The 16,314-nt window shown below is 58.6% G+C and carries 14 protein-coding genes, 2 tRNA genes and 2 pseudogenes; 9 read left to right on the top strand and 9 right to left on the bottom strand.

What is annotated here, in order from left to right; all coding sequences use genetic code 11:
• Positions 1–875 (top strand): 3-dehydroquinate synthase (gene aroB / locus NANH_RS0101510; protein ID WP_027260447.1); only part of this gene is annotated, 875 nt, incomplete at its 5' end.
• A 596-nt stretch (positions 876–1,471) separates the two neighbouring features.
• Here aroB and NANH_RS0101515 read toward each other — a convergent pair.
• Complete coding sequence (locus NANH_RS0101515; protein WP_027260448.1) at positions 1,472–2,497, bottom strand: IS110 family RNA-guided transposase; 1,026 nt, start codon at positions 2,495–2,497, stop codon at positions 1,472–1,474.
• Between the two features lie 319 nt (positions 2,498–2,816).
• Here NANH_RS0101515 and NANH_RS0101520 point away from each other — a divergent pair, with 319 nt between their 5' ends.
• The 4 genes and pseudogenes from NANH_RS0101520 (at position 2,817) to NANH_RS0101540 (ending at position 5,716) form a co-directional block, all read left to right on the top strand.
• Positions 2,817–3,263, top strand: coding sequence for a hypothetical protein (locus NANH_RS0101520; protein ID WP_139236702.1), 447 nt, complete (start codon positions 2,817–2,819; stop codon positions 3,261–3,263).
• Positions 3,264–3,461: 198 nt separating this feature from the next.
• Positions 3,462–4,004 (top strand): ATP-binding protein, encoded by a 543-nt coding sequence (locus tag NANH_RS0101525; RefSeq protein WP_027260450.1) that lies wholly within the window; start codon positions 3,462–3,464, stop codon positions 4,002–4,004.
• A gap of 57 nt (positions 4,005–4,061) precedes the next feature.
• A pseudogene (locus NANH_RS0101535) lies at positions 4,062–5,257 on the top strand (IS3 family transposase).
• A 72-nt stretch (positions 5,258–5,329) separates the two neighbouring features.
• Complete coding sequence (locus NANH_RS0101540; RefSeq protein ID WP_027260453.1) at positions 5,330–5,716, top strand: hypothetical protein; 387 nt, start codon at positions 5,330–5,332, stop codon at positions 5,714–5,716.
• 109 nt (positions 5,717–5,825) lie between these two features.
• Here NANH_RS0101540 and NANH_RS0101545 read toward each other — a convergent pair.
• Positions 5,826–5,900 (bottom strand) — tRNA-Asn (locus tag NANH_RS0101545).
• A gap of 78 nt (positions 5,901–5,978) precedes the next feature.
• On the bottom strand, positions 5,979–6,896 hold the full coding sequence (locus tag NANH_RS0101550) for an MBL fold metallo-hydrolase (protein ID WP_027260454.1): 918 nt from the start codon (positions 6,894–6,896) through the stop codon (positions 5,979–5,981).
• 40 nt (positions 6,897–6,936) lie between these two features.
• Between NANH_RS0101550 and NANH_RS0101555 the strand changes: the two genes are divergently transcribed.
• Complete coding sequence (locus NANH_RS0101555; RefSeq protein WP_027260455.1) at positions 6,937–8,256, top strand: ATP-binding protein; 1,320 nt, start codon at positions 6,937–6,939, stop codon at positions 8,254–8,256.
• A 13-nt stretch (positions 8,257–8,269) separates the two neighbouring features.
• Here the strand turns inward: NANH_RS0101555 and NANH_RS0101560 are convergent, their stop codons facing one another.
• From NANH_RS0101560 to NANH_RS0101575, 4 genes are all read right to left on the bottom strand, one after another.
• Positions 8,270–9,076 carry a lytic murein transglycosylase gene (locus NANH_RS0101560; RefSeq protein ID WP_036049249.1) on the bottom strand — a complete coding sequence of 269 codons (807 nt, stop codon included), beginning with the start codon at positions 9,074–9,076 and terminating at the stop codon, positions 8,270–8,272.
• Between the two features lie 96 nt (positions 9,077–9,172).
• On the bottom strand, positions 9,173–10,162 hold the full coding sequence (locus tag NANH_RS0101565) for a M10 family metallopeptidase C-terminal domain-containing protein (protein WP_027260457.1): 990 nt from the start codon (positions 10,160–10,162) through the stop codon (positions 9,173–9,175).
• Between the two features lie 290 nt (positions 10,163–10,452).
• Entirely contained in the window at positions 10,453–11,859 is a 1,407-nt protein-coding gene (gene glnA / locus NANH_RS0101570) for a type I glutamate--ammonia ligase (RefSeq protein WP_027260458.1), read from the bottom strand.
• A gap of 35 nt (positions 11,860–11,894) precedes the next feature.
• On the bottom strand, positions 11,895–12,233 hold the full coding sequence (locus NANH_RS0101575; RefSeq protein WP_027260459.1) for a P-II family nitrogen regulator: 339 nt from the start codon (positions 12,231–12,233) through the stop codon (positions 11,895–11,897).
• Between the two features lie 170 nt (positions 12,234–12,403).
• Here NANH_RS0101575 and NANH_RS0101580 point away from each other — a divergent pair, with 170 nt between their 5' ends.
• The 3 genes and pseudogenes from NANH_RS0101580 to NANH_RS27720 form a co-directional block, all read left to right on the top strand.
• On the top strand, positions 12,404–13,987 hold the full coding sequence (locus NANH_RS0101580; protein ID WP_027260460.1) for a bifunctional ADP-dependent NAD(P)H-hydrate dehydratase/NAD(P)H-hydrate epimerase: 1,584 nt from the start codon (positions 12,404–12,406) through the stop codon (positions 13,985–13,987).
• 121 nt (positions 13,988–14,108) lie between these two features.
• Positions 14,109–14,192, top strand: a tRNA-Leu gene (locus NANH_RS0101585).
• 112 nt (positions 14,193–14,304) lie between these two features.
• Positions 14,305–14,454 (top strand): annotated as a pseudogene (locus NANH_RS27720) (IS5/IS1182 family transposase); the annotation flags it as partial.
• A 123-nt stretch (positions 14,455–14,577) separates the two neighbouring features.
• Here NANH_RS27720 and tmpB read toward each other — a convergent pair.
• Together tmpB and tmpA are read right to left on the bottom strand one after the other, a co-directional pair.
• Positions 14,578–15,171, bottom strand: coding sequence for a (R)-1-hydroxy-2-trimethylaminoethylphosphonate oxygenase (tmpB, locus tag NANH_RS0101590; protein ID WP_027260461.1), 594 nt, complete (start codon positions 15,169–15,171; stop codon positions 14,578–14,580).
• Complete coding sequence (gene tmpA / locus NANH_RS0101595; RefSeq protein WP_027260462.1) at positions 15,168–16,313, bottom strand: 2-trimethylaminoethylphosphonate dioxygenase; 1,146 nt, start codon at positions 16,311–16,313, stop codon at positions 15,168–15,170. The genes tmpB and tmpA overlap by 4 nt, the downstream gene beginning before the upstream one ends.
• Position 16,314 lies beyond the last annotated feature (1 nt).

The following is a 16,314-nucleotide window of genomic DNA, read 5'->3' on the forward strand; positions in this document are numbered from 1 at the left end:
AGTTCACCCGCACCGTCGAATGGCTGCTGGCGGCCAAGGTCGAGCGCAACGACATCGTGGTCGCGCTGGGGGGCGGGGTGATCGGCGATCTGGCCGGGTTTGCAGCCGCCGTGCTGCGTCGCGGCGTGCGGTTCGTGCAAATCCCGACCTCGCTGTTGGCGCAGGTGGACAGTTCGGTGGGGGGCAAGACCGGGATCAACGCGCCGCAGGGCAAGAACCTGATCGGGGCGTTTCATCAGCCGAGCCTGGTGCTGGCGGATACGGCGGTGCTGGGCACACTTGCGCCGCGCGATTTTCTGGCCGGGTACGGTGAGGTGGTGAAATACGGGCTGTTGGGGGATGCCGGGTTTTTCGACTGGCTGGAATCCAATGGCCCGGCGCTGGCAGCGGGCGATATGGCTGCGCGGGTGCAGGCGGTGACGCGCTCGGTTCAGATGAAGGCCGATATCGTGGCGCGCGACGAGACCGAACAGGGCGACCGGGCGTTGCTGAACCTGGGGCATACGTTCTGTCACGCGCTCGAGGCGGCGACGGGCTATGGTGACCGGCTGCTGCACGGTGAAGGTGTGGCAATCGGCTGTGCGCTGGCGTTCGAACTGTCGGCGCGGCTGGGCCTGTGCAGTCAGGAATGCCCCAGTCGGGTGCGCGCCCATCTGCGGGCCATGGGGATGAAGACCGACCTGTCCGATATCGCGGGAGACCTGCCGGGTGCAGCGGCTTTGCTGGATCTGATGGGGCAGGACAAAAAGGTGGTGGACGGTCAGCTGCGGTTTGTCCTGGCACGCGATATCGGGCAGGCGTTTGTGACCGCCGATGTGCCGGGAGACAGGGTTCTGGAACTGCTGCAAGACGGGTTGCGGACGCGGGCGGCTTGACCGTCAGCCGCAATTCGCGAAGATATTGGATTGAACAAATCCCTTTCTTGGCCTGAAGGTAGCCGAGGTTTTGCGCGGCGTTCCGCTCCTCAAGCAACCGCCGGGTATTCCAGCGAAGGTGCTCGCTTCCCTTGCGACATTGTGGTGTCGGCCAGACATTCGATCATCATGCGGATGTTCTTTGGTCCAGGTGTTCGGCGTCAATATCCCGACCCCAAAATTGAGCGAGCCATGCGATCGCGTCAGCTGTTGGATGGTTGCTATTCGCGCGGCCACCGCGAAACGCGTCGGGTCTTTCGCTGCCCTCTCGTGTCTCTTTCCGGCTGTGAACCGGCGTGCATGTTTGGATGCCCCCTTCAATGCAAGGATTCTCTGACTTTCTGAGCGTGTGATCGGGTGCGGTCATGTTTCAGGCCTCTCTGGTGCGGCCATGACATGCCGCGGGCCGGTATGGTGATGCGCGGATCGGAGGCCTCATCAAAATTCCGAGCTCGAGCTCGTTGCACGCCACAGGCTTCCCCGTTCCGGATCTAGTCGATCATTTGCCCATACAGATCGTCGTCCTCCTCACATCGCCGACACTCCGGCAGTCTTGGTCAGCAAACCGCGCCAGCCGGATCTCGGTATTCTTCATTTCGAACAAGCATGGCCCAGACCATTCGAGCCATCTTGTTGGCCAGGGCGATGGCGACCAGCATTCGTGGTTTACGAGCCAGCATTCGAGAAAGCCACGAACCTGGCCGACCTCCATCTCGGCCCCGCCAATGCACGACGGACATGGCGCCCACGATCAGCAAGCGCCTGATGTCGCGCTGGCCCATCTTCGACGTGCGGCCAAGTTTCTGCTTTCCGCCGCTTGAGTGCTGCCGGGGAACAAGACCGAGCCAGGCCGAGAAATCGCGAGCCCGGCGGAACTCGCGCAAGTCGGGCGCGAAGGTTGTGATCGCCATGGCGCAAATCGGTCCAACCCCCGGCATCGTCTGAAGCTTGCGCGCGACATCGCTTTCCTTCGCCGCAGCCGCAATGCGGGTGTTCAGATTGTCGATTTCGGCGCTTAGTCCGGCGATCCGGTCGAGGTAGAGCCGCGCCATGTCTCTGACAAGGCCTGGAAGGCTTTTATCTTCTTCGATGCGCACGGCGAGGTGATGGACATTGCCGATACCTTTTCCCAGAACGATACCATGTTCGGCAAGGTGCCCCCGGAGTGCATTCACCAACTGGGTGCGCTGTCCGACAAGCAGATCGCGGGTGCGGAAGAGCATTGCCTGCGCTTGCTGTTCGGCAGTTTTCACCGTGACACCGCGCATCGTCGGGCGCTGCGCGGCCTCGGCGATAGCCTCGGCATCAGCCGCATCGTTCTTTTGGCGTTTTACGAAGGGCTTCACATAGATTGGCGGAATAAGCCGAACCTCATGGCCGTGCCGTGTCAGTTCCCGGCCCCAGTAATGTGCGGTCCCGCAGGCCTCCATTGCCACGACGCACTGCGGCAAACCCGCCATAAACTTCAGAAACTGCGGCCGTGATAACTTCTTGCGAAACAGGACCCTCCCATCCGCCGCAGCTCCGTGAACCTGGAAGACCTGTTTTGCCAGATCAACGCCAACGATGCTAACCTCATCCATGGATGCCTCCTCTTTCTATGGTGACTTCAACATCACCATCTTGGCACATTGCGATGCCGTCGGGTGGGGGCATCCACTCCATCAAAATTGACCCACCTGTTTTCGTTAACATCCGCGTAAAAAGTGCGGAGGAAAAAGCGGGTGAAATTGATGGAAAGCGTGTCGAAGATCCCACGATGGGTATTGGTTGAACATCGCCTGCAAGTTGCGTGATGAAGCGACGGTCGGCTTTCTGATTGCCGAATTCGATATTGAATAGGGGTCATGAATTCTGGACCCGGTTCAGGCTTGGCAGGCTCTGTCCGCTGAATATGACCGTTTGAATGTCCCGGCTAAGGATCGCCGCGAGTTTGGCGAGCTATACACCCGCAAAAAATTCCCCGGCGTGAAAGGCTCTCGCCGCACGACACGGGCGTTCCGTCAGCACTATGACCCGATGCCCCTAGACGAGGCACAAAACCGGCTGGCTGACGCGATGCGCCGCGCTATCGGGGATCGTGACAGGCCGCGACTGACTGGAATACGGATCACGGCAGGTGGCGGCAAATCAACGGCGGCGCTGCGCCAGCTTGGCGTTGAAAAACGGTATATGGATAAAATCGGTTTCATGTTCATGGCCGACTACTATGTGCCGACACATCGGCTGGGCGACGAACTGGCCGCAAAGGCACAGGCCGAAGGTCTTGATGCCGTCGTCGAGAAGGAGGCTTACAACTCGATGCGAGGCGGGCCTTCGCGTCCAAGGGCCAATCTGTCTGTTGGATAGAAATCAAGTCTGCCTCCAAGGCATCGGTTGATGGAGGCATGTTTCATAAGTGCCGGTCAGGTGACCGGGTCAACCGGAATTGTTTGGAGTAAGGCTACGCAGGTGACTTCTGGAAAGACACCTAGTTATCTACTATAGGTGGTGGGGTGCAGAAGATATTTGAGCAAATATTGCGGTTGAGGCAGCGAGTAGGGACGAATGGAAGCAGGTCTTGTAGTTGAAAAAATCGAGTTCGCAGATGGAAGCGAACTGCCCCTTAAACCCGGATCGGTCACGATTGTTACCGGCCCCAATAACTCGGGCAAGAGTACTTTCCTACGAGATATCGACAAGCACTTTGGCTCGGGCCGAGGAAAGAAGGGCTATACAGGTTGGATCGCCCGGAAAGTTGAATCAAAGCTGCTTGGAACGCCGAAAGAATTCTTGGATCGATTTCATGAAACTGAAGCGTATGATGCTGAGGAAGATCGGTTCAAGTTTGAGAAGGGTTACAGTGGCGGCAGTTACAAGACCTCTACTTTAAGGAGTGCTGTTGCGAAGGGCAGACTTCCAAATAGCGTGGAGGCGTCCTTTAGAAAGTTCTTGCCTGCACACGAGCGACTTCACGGCACCGGTTACAACAACACAATCGATACCGCGATAAATCAGATTTTCTCCAACGAAGCGCGCGAGATCGCACTCAGCGACATCTTCAAACGGTCTTTCGGTATTGACCTGATCCTAGACAGGACTCTGACCTGAGACCTTAAACCTCCTCCACTTTTGAGTAGGATCTGTCCCAAGCATTGGAGACGGAATATGAAGAAGTCACGATTTTCAGAAGAGCAGATCATCGGGATGATCAAAGAGCAGGAGGGCGGTGTCCCAACGGCTGAGGTATGCCGCAAGCATGGCATCAGCACAGCGTCGTTCTACAAATACAAATCGAAGTTCGGCGGAATGGACGTGTCCGATGCCCGCAAGCTGAAGGCGCTTGAGGATGAGAACGGCAAGCTGAAGAAGCTGCTGGCAGAACAGATGCTGGATAACGCCATGCTGAAGGATGTGAACTCAAAAAAATGGTGACGCCCGCGGCAAAGCGGAAAGCGGTGGTTCATNCTGCTGGCAGAACAGATGCTGGATAACGCCATGCTGAAGGATGTGAACTCAAAAAAATGGTGACGCCCGCGGCAAAGCGGAAAGCGGTGGTTCATCTTTGTGATCAGCACGGGGTGAGCCAGCGGCGGGCGTGCGATGTGTTGGACGTGGATCGGTCGAGTGTGCGGTATCGCAGCATCCGACCAGATGATGCTGACCTGCGCAAAGCCATGAAGGATGTGGCTGCTGAACGTCGGCGCTTCGGTTACAGGCGCATACACATCATGCTGGAGCGTCAAGGCATCTACATGAACCAGAAGAAGCTGCGGCGTTTGTATCGCGAAGAAGGGCTCCAGGTGCGTAAGCGTGGTGGCCGGAAACGCGCCCTGGGCACGCGCCGCCCGATGATCGTGCCAGAGACCATCAATGAGCGTTGGAGCCTGGATTTCGTTTCGGACGCGTTCACAGATGGACGCAGGTTCCGCGTTCGGGCGATGGTAGATGATTTTAGCCGTGAATGTTTGGCTCTTGTTCCGGATACATCGCTGTCGGGCGCGCGGCTGACGCGTGAATTGGACGCTATCATTCAGGTGCGCGGAATGCCGAAGACAATTGTCAGCGACAACGGGACCGAAATGACCAGTTCAGCGGTTTTGAAATGGTGCCAGAAAACAAAGATCGACTGGCATTACATCGCTCCAGGAAAGCCAACACAGAACGCTTTCATCGAGAGTTTCAACGGCAGTTTCCGCGATGAGTGCTTGAACGAGACGCTGTTCTCGTCCCTCGCAGACGCCAGATCAGAGATCAAAAAATGGAAGGAGGATTACAACCGAAACCGGCCGCATTCGTCGCTGGCAAATCTCACGCCGAACGAGTTCGCAGACAAAATGACGTTGCAAAAGCAGGCCGCATGAGGCCAGAAAACAAAACCCGGATTCTCCCAAAGGCTGGAGGAGAGATGGGTCTCAGGTCAAGAGGGCAGCGGCATGAGCATTCACGACGCAAAAATCCTCAAGGCTGCAATGCAGATTGTGGAGGAATCCGACAACTGGGGCGAGGCTACGATTGAGTTGAATGGTCATCATATCAACCTGAATGACTTCTTCGACCAAGACATGCTGAGTGTGTTGGCTCTTCACAAGCCGACGCTGGAGAAGCTCAATGACTTGGCATCGCAGCTATCGGGCATCCTTGAAGACCTCCGGGAGAAGCCACCAATGACTGACGACATGGCGCTTCGAACGGTCGAAGCGGCGAAGGACAAGATCAATGAGTACGTCGATCTACGTTTCGTGACCGACATCGTTCGCGATGAGAAGGGCTACCTCGGCTTCTGCTATGATCCTGAACGCTTCGCGCGCATGAGAAACTGAAAGCTAAGCCAGCTCTGCCTAATGTTGTAGAGTTGTTGCAGAGCCTACGAAAAAGACAAAGGCCGCTCATCAAAGCGGCCTTTATGCCTTTGATCTCGTTGTGAGATTTTGGCTCCGGCGGTAGGGATCGAACCTACGACCAATTGATTAACAGTCAACTGCTCTACCGCTGAGCTACGCCGGAACGGTGTCGGGCATATAGCAAGCTGGTTTTGCCCAGTCCAGTGACATTCGTCCGAAAAACCATAAATTTTGCCATGTCTCATTCGACACGGTAAAATATCGATGCGGCCGATAGATCGGTCTGTGGTGCGGTTAAATTTTTTCCCATTAAATCAATGAGGTGGGCGAGTACGTTTCGCTCTGCGGCAGGCAGAAGCGCGGGTGGGGTATCGGTGTAGATCTGCTCTGCAAGTGCACGCGCGGTGGCCGGTCCGGTCGAGAGCGCCTGAAGGATCGCGGTTTCGCGGCTGAGGCGGTGGGTGATCAGCCAGTCCAGCCGCGCGCCAGGGTCTTTGATGGGGGCTCCATGTCCGGGATGAAACACGCGCCAGTTGTGCTTTTGCAACTGGCGGCAGGAGGCCATGAAGTCCGTAAGATCGCCATCTGGCGGCGACACCAGAGAACTGGCCCAGCCCATGACATGATCGGCGGTGAAACAGGCGTCGTGCCAGCCAAGCGCGATATGGTTTCCCAGATGACCAGGGGTATGGATCACGTCGAGCTGCCAGCCGTCACCCTGGATGATTGCCCCGTCCGCGACCGTTTGATCAGGCTGAAATCCCATGTCTATACCCTCGCCGCCGCCTGCCATTCCGCTGGCTGCGAGGTCGCTCATCACCTTGCTGCGGCCGGCCTGGGGACCGCCGAAGGCAAGGACGGGTGCCCCGGTGCGTGCGCTCAGGTCGCTGGCCAGTGGCGAGTGATCGAGGTGGGAATGGGTCACGATGATATGGCTGATACGCTGGCCCGGTTCGAGCGCCGCGAGAATCGCGTCAAGATGAACCGGATCGGCAGGGCCGGGGTCGATGACTGCAAGATCTCGCGTGCCCAACAGATAGGTGTTGGTGCCGCGATAGGTCATCGGAGATGGGTTGGGCGCAAGAATGCGCCGCAGTCCGGGTTCCAGTTGAAGTGCCGCACCGGCGGGCGGGTTGAAATCGTCTGGGGGCAGGGGCATTGCTCTTCCTCTCATCGCGGCGGCCCGCTAGGCTTGGCGCATGTTTTTTCAATGGCTCAAACACTATATGCCGCGCAGTTTGTACGGACGTGCGGCCCTGATCCTGATCGTACCGGTTGTCAGCGTGCAGTTGGTTGTTTCGATTGCCTTTGTGCAGAAACATCTGGAAAATGTCACGACCCAGATGTCCGAAACGTTGTTGCGCGAACTGGATGTCATTGCCAGTCAGATGGTGCAGGCCACCACGACCGATGAAGCGTTGATTCAGATGCAGCCCTATATGTCGGCCTTCCAAATGGATGTGACCTTTGTGTCCGAGGCCGAGGTGCCGGCCAAAGACTATTTGCGTTGGTACGATTTTTCGGCTGGCATCGTTCGGGATACGGTCCGGGCCGAAGTGCCGAGCACGCTGGCGACGGCGTTTCCGGACAACCGATCCGTGCAATTGTATCTGGATTCGCATCTCGGGCCGACACGGATCAGTTTTGCACGGGGACGGGTGGCGGTGACGAATCCGCATCAGCTGATCGTGACGATGGCGTTCTTTGGCGCGCTTATGACGGTGATCGCATTTTTATACATGCGCAATCAGCTGCGCCCGATTACCCGCCTGGCCGATGCGGCGCAGGCGTTCGGGCGCGGGCGCACGGTTCCCTATACGCCGTCCGGCGCGACCGAGGTGCGTGCGGCGGGCGGTGCGTTTCTGGATATGCGCGCACGGATCGAACGGCAGATCGAGCAGCGCACGTTGATGCTGTCCGGTGTCAGCCACGATTTGCGCACGCCACTGACCCGTCTCAGGCTGGGGCTGGCGATGATCGACGAGGATGACGCAGAGCCGCTGTTGCGTGACGTGGACGAGATGCAGCGGTTGCTGGACGCGTTTCTGGATTTTTCCAGCGGCTTGGCCGAGGGTGACCCCGAAGAGGTCGATCCGTTGGAATTTGTGCGCCTGATCGTCGAGGATGCGCAACGTGCAGGCAACCCGATTGAACTGACCCAGGCGAGCGGTGAGGGAACCATCATGCTGCGTCCGGTCGCAATTCGCCGGGCGTTGGAAAACCTGTTGAACAATGCGGTGCGCTACGGAACCCGCGCCGAGGTTTCCGTGGTGCTTAGCGAAAAATCCCTTCGCATTCGGGTCGAGGATGACGGGCCGGGCATTCCCATCGACCGGCGCGGTGAATCGATCAAGCCTTTTGCCCGGCTGGATCCGGCGCGCAATCAGGACAAGGGCAGCGGCGTAGGCCTGGGGCTGGCCATCGTGACCGATGTGGCGCGCGCCCATGGCGGTGTACTGCGTCTGGGCGAAAGCGAGACGCTGGGCGGGTTGAGCGCGGATATCGTGATTGCGCGCTAGATTTTCGGGCGTTTCATCCGTCGATGCGCGCCGCCATGATTGCAATTGCCTTTTGATAGACGCTGGCGGCGTTCCACTGCTGGATCACTGCAAAGTTCGGCTGGCCTTCTTGATACCCCTGGCCGGGTTTCCAGCCCTTTTGGCGCAGAAAGTTTGCGGTCGAGGCCAGCGCATCGGTGACATTGTAAAAATCGACCTTACCGTCGCCGGTGGCATCCACCCCATAGGTCAGCGCATTGCCGGGCAGGAACTGGGTATGCCCCAGCTCACCGTGTTTGGCCCCCAGAGTTGCGGTGGTCAGCGTTCCCTGATCGACGAGCTTCAGCGCCCCGATGGCATGGGGAATAAAGAATTCCGAGCGTCGGCAATCATAGGCCAATGTGGTGATCGCCGACACCACCTGGCTGTCGCCCATAAAGCCGCCAAAGGCGGTTTCCATACCGTGGATTGAAATCAGAACGCCCGCCGGGACGCCGTATTGGCGCTCAAGCGTGGCATAGAAACCGGGGTTACGAGCCTTGCGTTTGCGACCCTGGGCCACAATCGTGTTGGCCCCGCGCACCTGCATGAACTTGTCCAGCGAATATTTGAACGACTTCTGGTTGCGATCCGCCGCGATGGTCCGGGTTGCATATTTTGCCTGAGACAGGGCCTGAAGCCCCTTTTTCTTGACACCGGACTTCTGGGCCTGCCGCGCGAAATCGGCCTTCCAGCTTTCAAAACCAGCGCTGGTATTGCCGCAGCTCGCGGCAGCGGGTTGGGCGAGGTGAAAAGCGAGCGTGGTCGCGAGCGCCAGCCGGGGCAGGGACGGGAATTTCATGGCGCGGCAAGCTCCTTGCAGGGTCGTGGGTGTGGCCCGCCGGAGGTTCGGGTCCCGAACACCGGTGGGCGAGTGACGCGGCGGACGCGCCGCCGCCTACAGAATGAAGTCTGACGTGGTCAGATGCAACGTGTCCAATACCAGAAAACGCAGATCGCCTGTTCCGTCACCATCCACATCCAGCATCACCCGCGCCGTGCCGCTGTTCAGCACGGAAAACCGCAATTCGACATCGCCGGTGGCGGAGAAGACCCGGTCGCCGACAAATGCGATGTCGGTGGACATTTGGCTCAGGTCGATCCGGTCGACACCGGGTTCGAAATTGAGGATCCGGTCAGAGGGCGCGTCTGCGGCAGAGTCCGCGACGGCACGAAAGACAAACACGTCTGCACCGGTTCCGCCCCACAGCCTGTCGTGCCCATGCCCGCCGATGATCTGGTCCTGGCCGGGGCCGCCGCGCAGGTTATCATCTCCGCCGTTGCCACCCAGGCCGTTCAGCTGGTCGTTGCCATCGTTGCCGCGAAATTTGTCGTTCTGGTTGGCACCGGTCAGCGTGTCATTTCCAAGCCCGCCCCGCACCACCTTGGGTGCTTCGACGCTGCCCACCCGCGCATCGCCGAAGGCGGTGAAAATGTCATCAAAGTTGCTCATGGTGACAATTCCGCGGATTATTCCGTGGTTTTCGACGTGGTCGCCGCTTTTGAACCAATCACCGGTATTGTCTCCGGTCTGCAGTGCGCCGAAAATTTTACCCGTGTTGATCACCTGATCCACGCCGTGACCCAAAACCACGTCGCCCTTCAATGTACCCGAGTTGGTGATCAAACTTGTCACGTTGCTGAGGCTGTAAATCGAATAGTCACGGCCTTGGATTGTTCCGGAATTGTCAATGTGGCGCGCGAAGTAAAATGCTCCATCATCGGTGATGTCATAGAGTGTAAACGCGTCCTTTGTACCCGTCAGCAATAGACCGGTTTTGATCTGCCCCTTTGGTCCATCGATTTCATATCCAAGAATACGGTAAGCGTTCTCGAATACTCCGCGATATGCATATTCGATGCTGCCGCTGTCGGATTGTGTGGTCACGTCGATCTTCGGCGGGTTTTACAGAGGATCCACCATAGTAAAACATACGCAAATGGCAGGGGGGATGGGATAAAAGGGAGAAACTGAAGAGCTATCTTTCGCGACCTCCGCGACTTCACCCGTCGGCTCTGACAATCCACCCATCGTCCACAAACCCCATCACTTGTTAAAAATACCGCTCAAATATTATTCGTTGGCCACCGGCTTGTCTATCGCGACGCCGGATGCCGTGGGGGAATGAAAAAGGGCGCCCCGGTGCCGGGACGCCCATCTGTCATCTGATCGTTGGATCAGCAGCTGTAGTACATGCCGAACTCGACCGGATGCGGCGTGTGCTCGTACTGGTGGACTTCTTCCATCTTCAGTTCGATGTAGCCCTCGATCTGATGCTTGGTGAACACGTCACCCTGCAGCAGGAAGTCGTGATCGGCCGCCAGTGCATCCAGCGCCTCGCGCAGGCTGCCACAGACAGTGGGGATGCCTTTCAGCTCTTCGGCGGGCAGGTCATAGAGGTTCTTGTCCATCGCCTCGCCCGGATCGATCTTGTTCTTGATCCCGTCCAGACCGGCCATCAGCAGGGCGGCAAAGCACAGATAGGGGTTGGCGCTGGGATCGGGAAAGCGGGCTTCGACGCGCTTGGCCTTGGGGCTTTCGGTCCACGGAATGCGCACACAGCCCGACCGGTTGCGGGCGGAATAGGCGCGCAGAACCGGGGCTTCGAAACCGGGGATCAGACGCTTGTAGCTGTTGGTGCCCGGGTTGGTAAAGGCGTTCAGCGTCTTGGCGTGTTTCAGGATGCCGCCGATGAAATACAGCGCTTCCTGGGACAGATCGGCATATTTATCGCCTGCAAACAGCGGCTTGCCGTCTTTCCAGATCGACATGTTCACATGCATGCCGGACCCGTTGTCGCCATAGATCGGCTTGGGCATGAAAGTGGCTGACTTGCCATAGGCGTGGGCCACGTTGTGGATCACGTACTTGTATTTCTGCATCTCGTCCGCCTGAGTGGTCAGGGTGCCAAAGATCAGGCCAAGTTCGTGCTGGCAGGACGCGACCTCGTGGTGGTGCTTGTCCACCTTCATGCCCAGACGCTTCATGGTGGACAGCATTTCGCTGCGCAGGTCCTGGGCTTCGTCGGTCGGGTTGACCGGGAAATAGCCGCCCTTCAGGCCCGGGCGGTGACCCATGTTGCCCATTTCGTATTCGGTGTCGGTGTTCCACGAGGCGTCGGTGGCATCGACCTCATAGGAGACCTTGTTGATGCTGTTGGAAAACCGCACGTCGTCAAACAGAAAGAACTCGGCTTCGGGGCCGAAATAGGCCACATCGCCGATGCCCGAAGAGACCAGATAGGCTTCGGCTTTCTCGGCGGTGCCACGCGGGTCGCGCTCGTAGGGTTCACCGGTGTCCGGCTCGACCACGGAACAATGCACGCACAGGGTTTTCTCGGCGTAGAATGGATCGATATAGGCGCTGTCGGTGTCCATCATCAGCTTCATGTCGCTGGCTTCGATCGACTTCCAGCCGGCGATCGATGAGCCGTCGAACATGAACCCTTCTTCGATAAAGTCCTCGTCCACCAGATCGGATACGATGGTGACGTGCTGGAGTTTGCCGCGCGGATCGGTAAAGCGGATGTCGACGTATTCGACGTCTTCGTCCTTGATCGTTTTGAGAATCGCGTCCTTGCTCATTCCCTAAGTCCTCTTCTTGGAAACTGGTGGTGATATTACAGCGCGTCCGAGCCGGTTTCGCCGGTCCGGATGCGGATTGTTTGTTCGATGGGGCTGACAAAGATCTTGCCGTCACCGATCTTGTCGGTTTTCGCCGCTGCGATGATGGCTTCGATTGCGGCATCGACCTGGTCGTCGTCCAGAATGACCTCGATTTTGACCTTGGGCAGAAAGTCGACGACGTACTCGGCGCCGCGATACAGTTCAGTATGACCCTTTTGGCGACCGAATCCCTTGACTTCTATGACGCTCAGCCCCTGAACGCCAACATCCTGAAGCGCCTCTTTGACCTCATCAAGCTTGAACGGTTTGATGATCGCTTCGATCTTTTTCATGGGGTCCCCCTGTACGCCGCTGTTCAGGCGGGTGAGATCACTTCTATTGACTGCCGACAATCGGTTACTGTGGCGAGGTCCGGTCCGCAGCGGTGTAAATGGCGGGCAAGCCGACTTTTTGTGCGTCGCGCATAAAAAACAGGCAAAATTGAATCGACGGAGAGAATGACATGGCCGAACTGCTGACCGCCGCGCAGATGCGCGCCATCGAACAGGCAGCGATCGCGTCCGGCAAGGTGACCGGGCTAGAGCTGATGGAGCGCGCCGGGCGCGGCGTGGTTGAGGCGATTCTCGAGGAATGGCCCGAGCGTGCAAAAACCTCGCACCGCGCTGTCGTGCTGTGCGGGCCGGGCAACAATGGCGGCGACGGATTCGTGGTGGCGCGGCTGCTGAAAGAGCGGGCCTGGGAGGTGGAGGTTTTTCTTTATGGTGATCCTGACAGGTTGCCGCCGGATGCGCGGGCCAATTATGAACGGTGGCGGGACATAGGAGAGACCCTGCCGCACGGCGATCTCGTCGACCGTCTGGAATATCCAGGCGTCGATGCCGGCTGCCCTGACATCGATCTGTTCGTGGATGCGGTCTTTGGCACCGGACTTGCCCGCGCAATACCGGACGACCTGGCAAGGATTGCGCAGCAGTTGAATGACCGAAAGGGACCGAAAGAGGGAAGGGCCAGGATCGTCGGGGTTGATATCGCATCGGGTCTCTGCGCCGACGCCGGGGAAGTGATAGGAGAGGACCGCGATGCAGTATTCCACTGCGACCTGACCATATCGTTTCATTCCTGCAAGCTCGGGCACGTTTTGTCGCGTGGGGCAGAGATTTGCGGCAAGGTGGTCGTCAAGGACATTGGCCTTGAGGCCAGAGGCCGGACTCCGGGCGACGTCGCCCAACTGGTTGATGCCGTTTCGGTGGCCGGGCTAGAAAAGAACGTACAGGCCCACAAATACGCTCATGGGCACGCCATGGTTCTGTCCGGTGGGCCCGGAAAAACCGGTGCCGCCCGGCTGGCGGCGCGCGCGGCCCTGAGGATTGGGGCCGGGCTGGTCACGCTGGGCGTTCCGCCCGCGGCACAATTCGAAGTCGCCGCCCAGATCACGGCGCTGATGCTGACCCGTATTTCCGGCGCCAAAGCGCTGACAGACCTGTTGGCCGACACGCGGTTGAATGCGCTGTGTCTGGGGCCGGGATTGGGTGTCGCCGACCACGGCCGCGACCTGGTGGTGGCTGCCCTGGCATCTCGACGCCCTGTGGTTCTGGATGCGGACGCGCTGACGGTGTTCCGCGATGCGCCCTCAACCCTGTTCGACATGCTTCATGAAAAGGCGGTTCTTACCCCGCATGGCGGTGAATTTGCTCGCCTGTTTCCCGATCTTGCGCAAAGGCTGGCGACAAATTCCCGCATCGGACCAGCCTATTCCAAGGTTGACGCAACGCGGGCGGCAGCGGCGCGGGCAGGGTGTACGGTCTTGCTTAAAGGCGCAGCGACGGTCATTGCCACGGCGGACGGTCGGTGTTCGGTGCATTCAGCGCAGTATGAGCGCGCGGCACCCTGGCTGGCGACAGCCGGGTCAGGCGATGTACTGGCTGGATTCATCACCGGTCTTTTGGCGCGCGGAGCAGCGCCGATGGCAGCGTGCGAGACAGCCGCCTGGCTGCACACGCAATGCGCGCTGAGCTTCGGACCCGGCCTGATCGCCGAAGACATCCCCGAAGAGCTGCCATCGGTGCTGCGCGAACTGAGTATTTAAGCGCCGGACTGGAAATGGGCCGAAGGTGCGGTGCGTGCAGAATTCCCCTCGCATCCGCAAACAACCTTTGGTAAGCAGCGTGGACCCCACGGCGGCACTATGTTGCCGGGCGTGGAGATGTGCGGGTGTGGCGGAATTGGTAGACGCACCAGATTTAGGTTCTGGCGCCTTTGGCGTGGGGGTTCGAGTCCCTTCACCCGCACCATTTTTTACAACAAAAATTGGTAAATTACGGAGCTAATACGCCGTTCTACCCCCTCTAATGGATTTGATAGCCGATGCCTCTGTCGCTCGGCGTGGACTGCATGACGGGCGGATATCGCCTTTGCAACCTGGTCGAACGCTGTGTCGGCAAGCTCAAGAGCGCCCGCCGCGTCACTACGCGCTATGACAAGACTGCCGAGAGATTCCCCGGCCCCATAGACATTGCATCAATCCGCCTTCGGCTCCGTCTCTTGCCAACATGACCCAGGAGCCATTCGCCAGCGTGTATACGTCGGCAGTCCCCAATCAGCAAAAACGGCCATACGGGTTTGATGGCCGTAATGCAGACATAGCTGGCCGGTTCCCGCCTGTCGGGCACTGGCCAGCTATGTCTGAGCCGCACCGTGCCGGTCAACCATCCGTTGAACCATTGGCGCAAAATGCCAATAGTCGGGTGTTTCCATATCCGGTCGTTTGCCGGCATCGTCCAGATAACGCACTGCGATGATCTGTTCGAGGTTCGGATTTGTTTCAAATTCTGCGACCTCCTCGGCACTCATTGGGCCACCCTGAAGGTTGAGCGAGTGGATCGAGGCCTTGGACAGACGTCGGAGATATTCGGTCCGCGTCGCGCAAAGATACCGTTTGGCGGCCACATGGTAGCGCACGCAATCGGTGATGATGCTCGGAAAAAATTTCTCCAGCACCTCGGCGCCTGCATCCTCATGATGGCGGTCTTCGGTGTCATTCATGGTGAATGTACCGAACTCGCTGGTGAAGTGCCCGATGTCATGCAGCAGCGCACCGACAATGATCTCCTCGGGTTGACCATTCTGCTCGGCAATTGTCGCCCCTTGCAGCATGTGTTGACCCATATTCACAGGCTCGCCGAGATATTCCTCATTGCCGCGCCGATCAAAGATGGACCCGATAAAATCCACGATCGTCTCGCGGGTCAAGCTGTCGATGTCGGGTTTCATTCTGCGGCCTCCAATGCTTGCGCGTGGCACAAGGCGTCATAGGTCGACCGCAATCCGTCCTTGTCAGCATAACATCCCTGAAGCCAGCGTGTCCCTTCGCCGGAATATCCCTTGCGCGCATGCAGCACACGCGTGTTGTCGACAAGAAATGCTTCGCCGGGGTTCAGGCGGAAGGTAATTTCCATCGCGGTGTCATCGATGATTTCACCGAAGCGGCGATAGGCCGCGTAATAGGTGGCCATCTTGTCAAAAGGCACATCTGTGATGGCGGAGAGCGAGCGGTTGTTGAAGCGCACGGCGATCAACTCGCCGTCTGGCGCAAGCTCGATCATCGGACGGCGCGATGTCAGGCAGACACCCGTCGCGCTCGCATATTCGAACCGGGCGCAATGGTCGGCAAGGACATCGAAATAGGCCTCGTTCTCCTCACGCAGGCGTTTGGCCGCGGCAAATCCGTCCACGACCATGTTCTCGCCCCCCGCGGCCGAACTTTCGAGACAGTAGAGCACCTGAAGGGTCGGGACAGGATCGCGATAGGGGTTGTCGGTATGCGCCTGAAGGCCAAGCCCTGTAAAGGCGAGGTTCGTTGGATTGACCTCAGTCCGAACATCAAAATGCCGCCCATAGTTTGTTTCTCGCACATAGCCGAACAAATCGACGATCTTGAAGAGAGCACCGTCTTCGATCGGCCCGTTCACCACCTTGCCGAAGCCATACTTGGTCACCAGTCCGAGCCATTGGGACAGCGCAGCATCATTCCGCGACAATTCCATGTAATCGCCTACGGGAAGGTTGCCCATCAACTGGGCATCCCAGACTTCGACACTCCGAGCCGTGCAGCCGCGTTGCCGTGGCTGGTCCGTGTCATAGGCATGCGCTTCAAGCCAGCCCAGATCGTAGCCGACCACCTTGCCCTCGGGGGCAAAACGGACCTCCAGCAAATTGCCCTTCAAATCGGCGTCGTCGATACGCGTGTCAGCCGGTATATCACGGACGGCAATCAGACGCTGGCCGTTACCGGGGGCCCGTGTCTCGGGGTCGCCCGCATTGTCGCGCAACCAGATCGCGTGGAAGCGACGACGAGAGTTTGAGGTCACGAGCGTCAGGTGTTCGCCTGACAGATCGACGGTAACGGATGTCATG

Origin of the sequence: Sedimentitalea nanhaiensis DSM 24252, from assembly GCF_000473225.1 — a bacterium.
Lineage (GTDB): Bacteria > Pseudomonadota > Alphaproteobacteria > Rhodobacterales > Rhodobacteraceae > Sedimentitalea > Sedimentitalea nanhaiensis.

Excerpts from the sequence above, each read along its gene's own strand:
- NANH_RS0101525 (WP_027260450.1), top strand. The coding sequence starts at position 3,462 with ATGGAAGCAGGTCTTGTAGTTGAAAAAATCGAGTTCGCAGATGGAAGC.
- NANH_RS0101540 (WP_027260453.1), top strand. The coding sequence starts at position 5,330 with ATGAGCATTCACGACGCAAAAATCCTCAAGGCTGCAATGCAGATTGTG.
- tmpB (WP_027260461.1), bottom strand. The coding sequence starts at position 15,171 with ATGAAACCCGACATCGACAGCTTGACCCGCGAGACGATCGTGGATTTT.
- NANH_RS0101560 (WP_036049249.1), bottom strand. The coding sequence starts at position 9,076 with ATGAAATTCCCGTCCCTGCCCCGGCTGGCGCTCGCGACCACGCTCGCT.
- NANH_RS0101575 (WP_027260459.1), bottom strand. The coding sequence starts at position 12,233 with ATGAAAAAGATCGAAGCGATCATCAAACCGTTCAAGCTTGATGAGGTC.
- NANH_RS0101515 (WP_027260448.1), bottom strand. The coding sequence starts at position 2,497 with ATGGATGAGGTTAGCATCGTTGGCGTTGATCTGGCAAAACAGGTCTTC.
- NANH_RS0101550 (WP_027260454.1), bottom strand. The coding sequence starts at position 6,896 with ATGCCCCTGCCCCCAGACGATTTCAACCCGCCCGCCGGTGCGGCACTT.
- NANH_RS0101580 (WP_027260460.1), top strand. The coding sequence starts at position 12,404 with ATGGCCGAACTGCTGACCGCCGCGCAGATGCGCGCCATCGAACAGGCA.
- glnA (WP_027260458.1), bottom strand. The coding sequence starts at position 11,859 with ATGAGCAAGGACGCGATTCTCAAAACGATCAAGGACGAAGACGTCGAA.
- NANH_RS0101555 (WP_027260455.1), top strand. The coding sequence starts at position 6,937 with ATGTTTTTTCAATGGCTCAAACACTATATGCCGCGCAGTTTGTACGGA.
- tmpA (WP_027260462.1), bottom strand. The coding sequence starts at position 16,313 with ATGACATCCGTTACCGTCGATCTGTCAGGCGAACACCTGACGCTCGTG.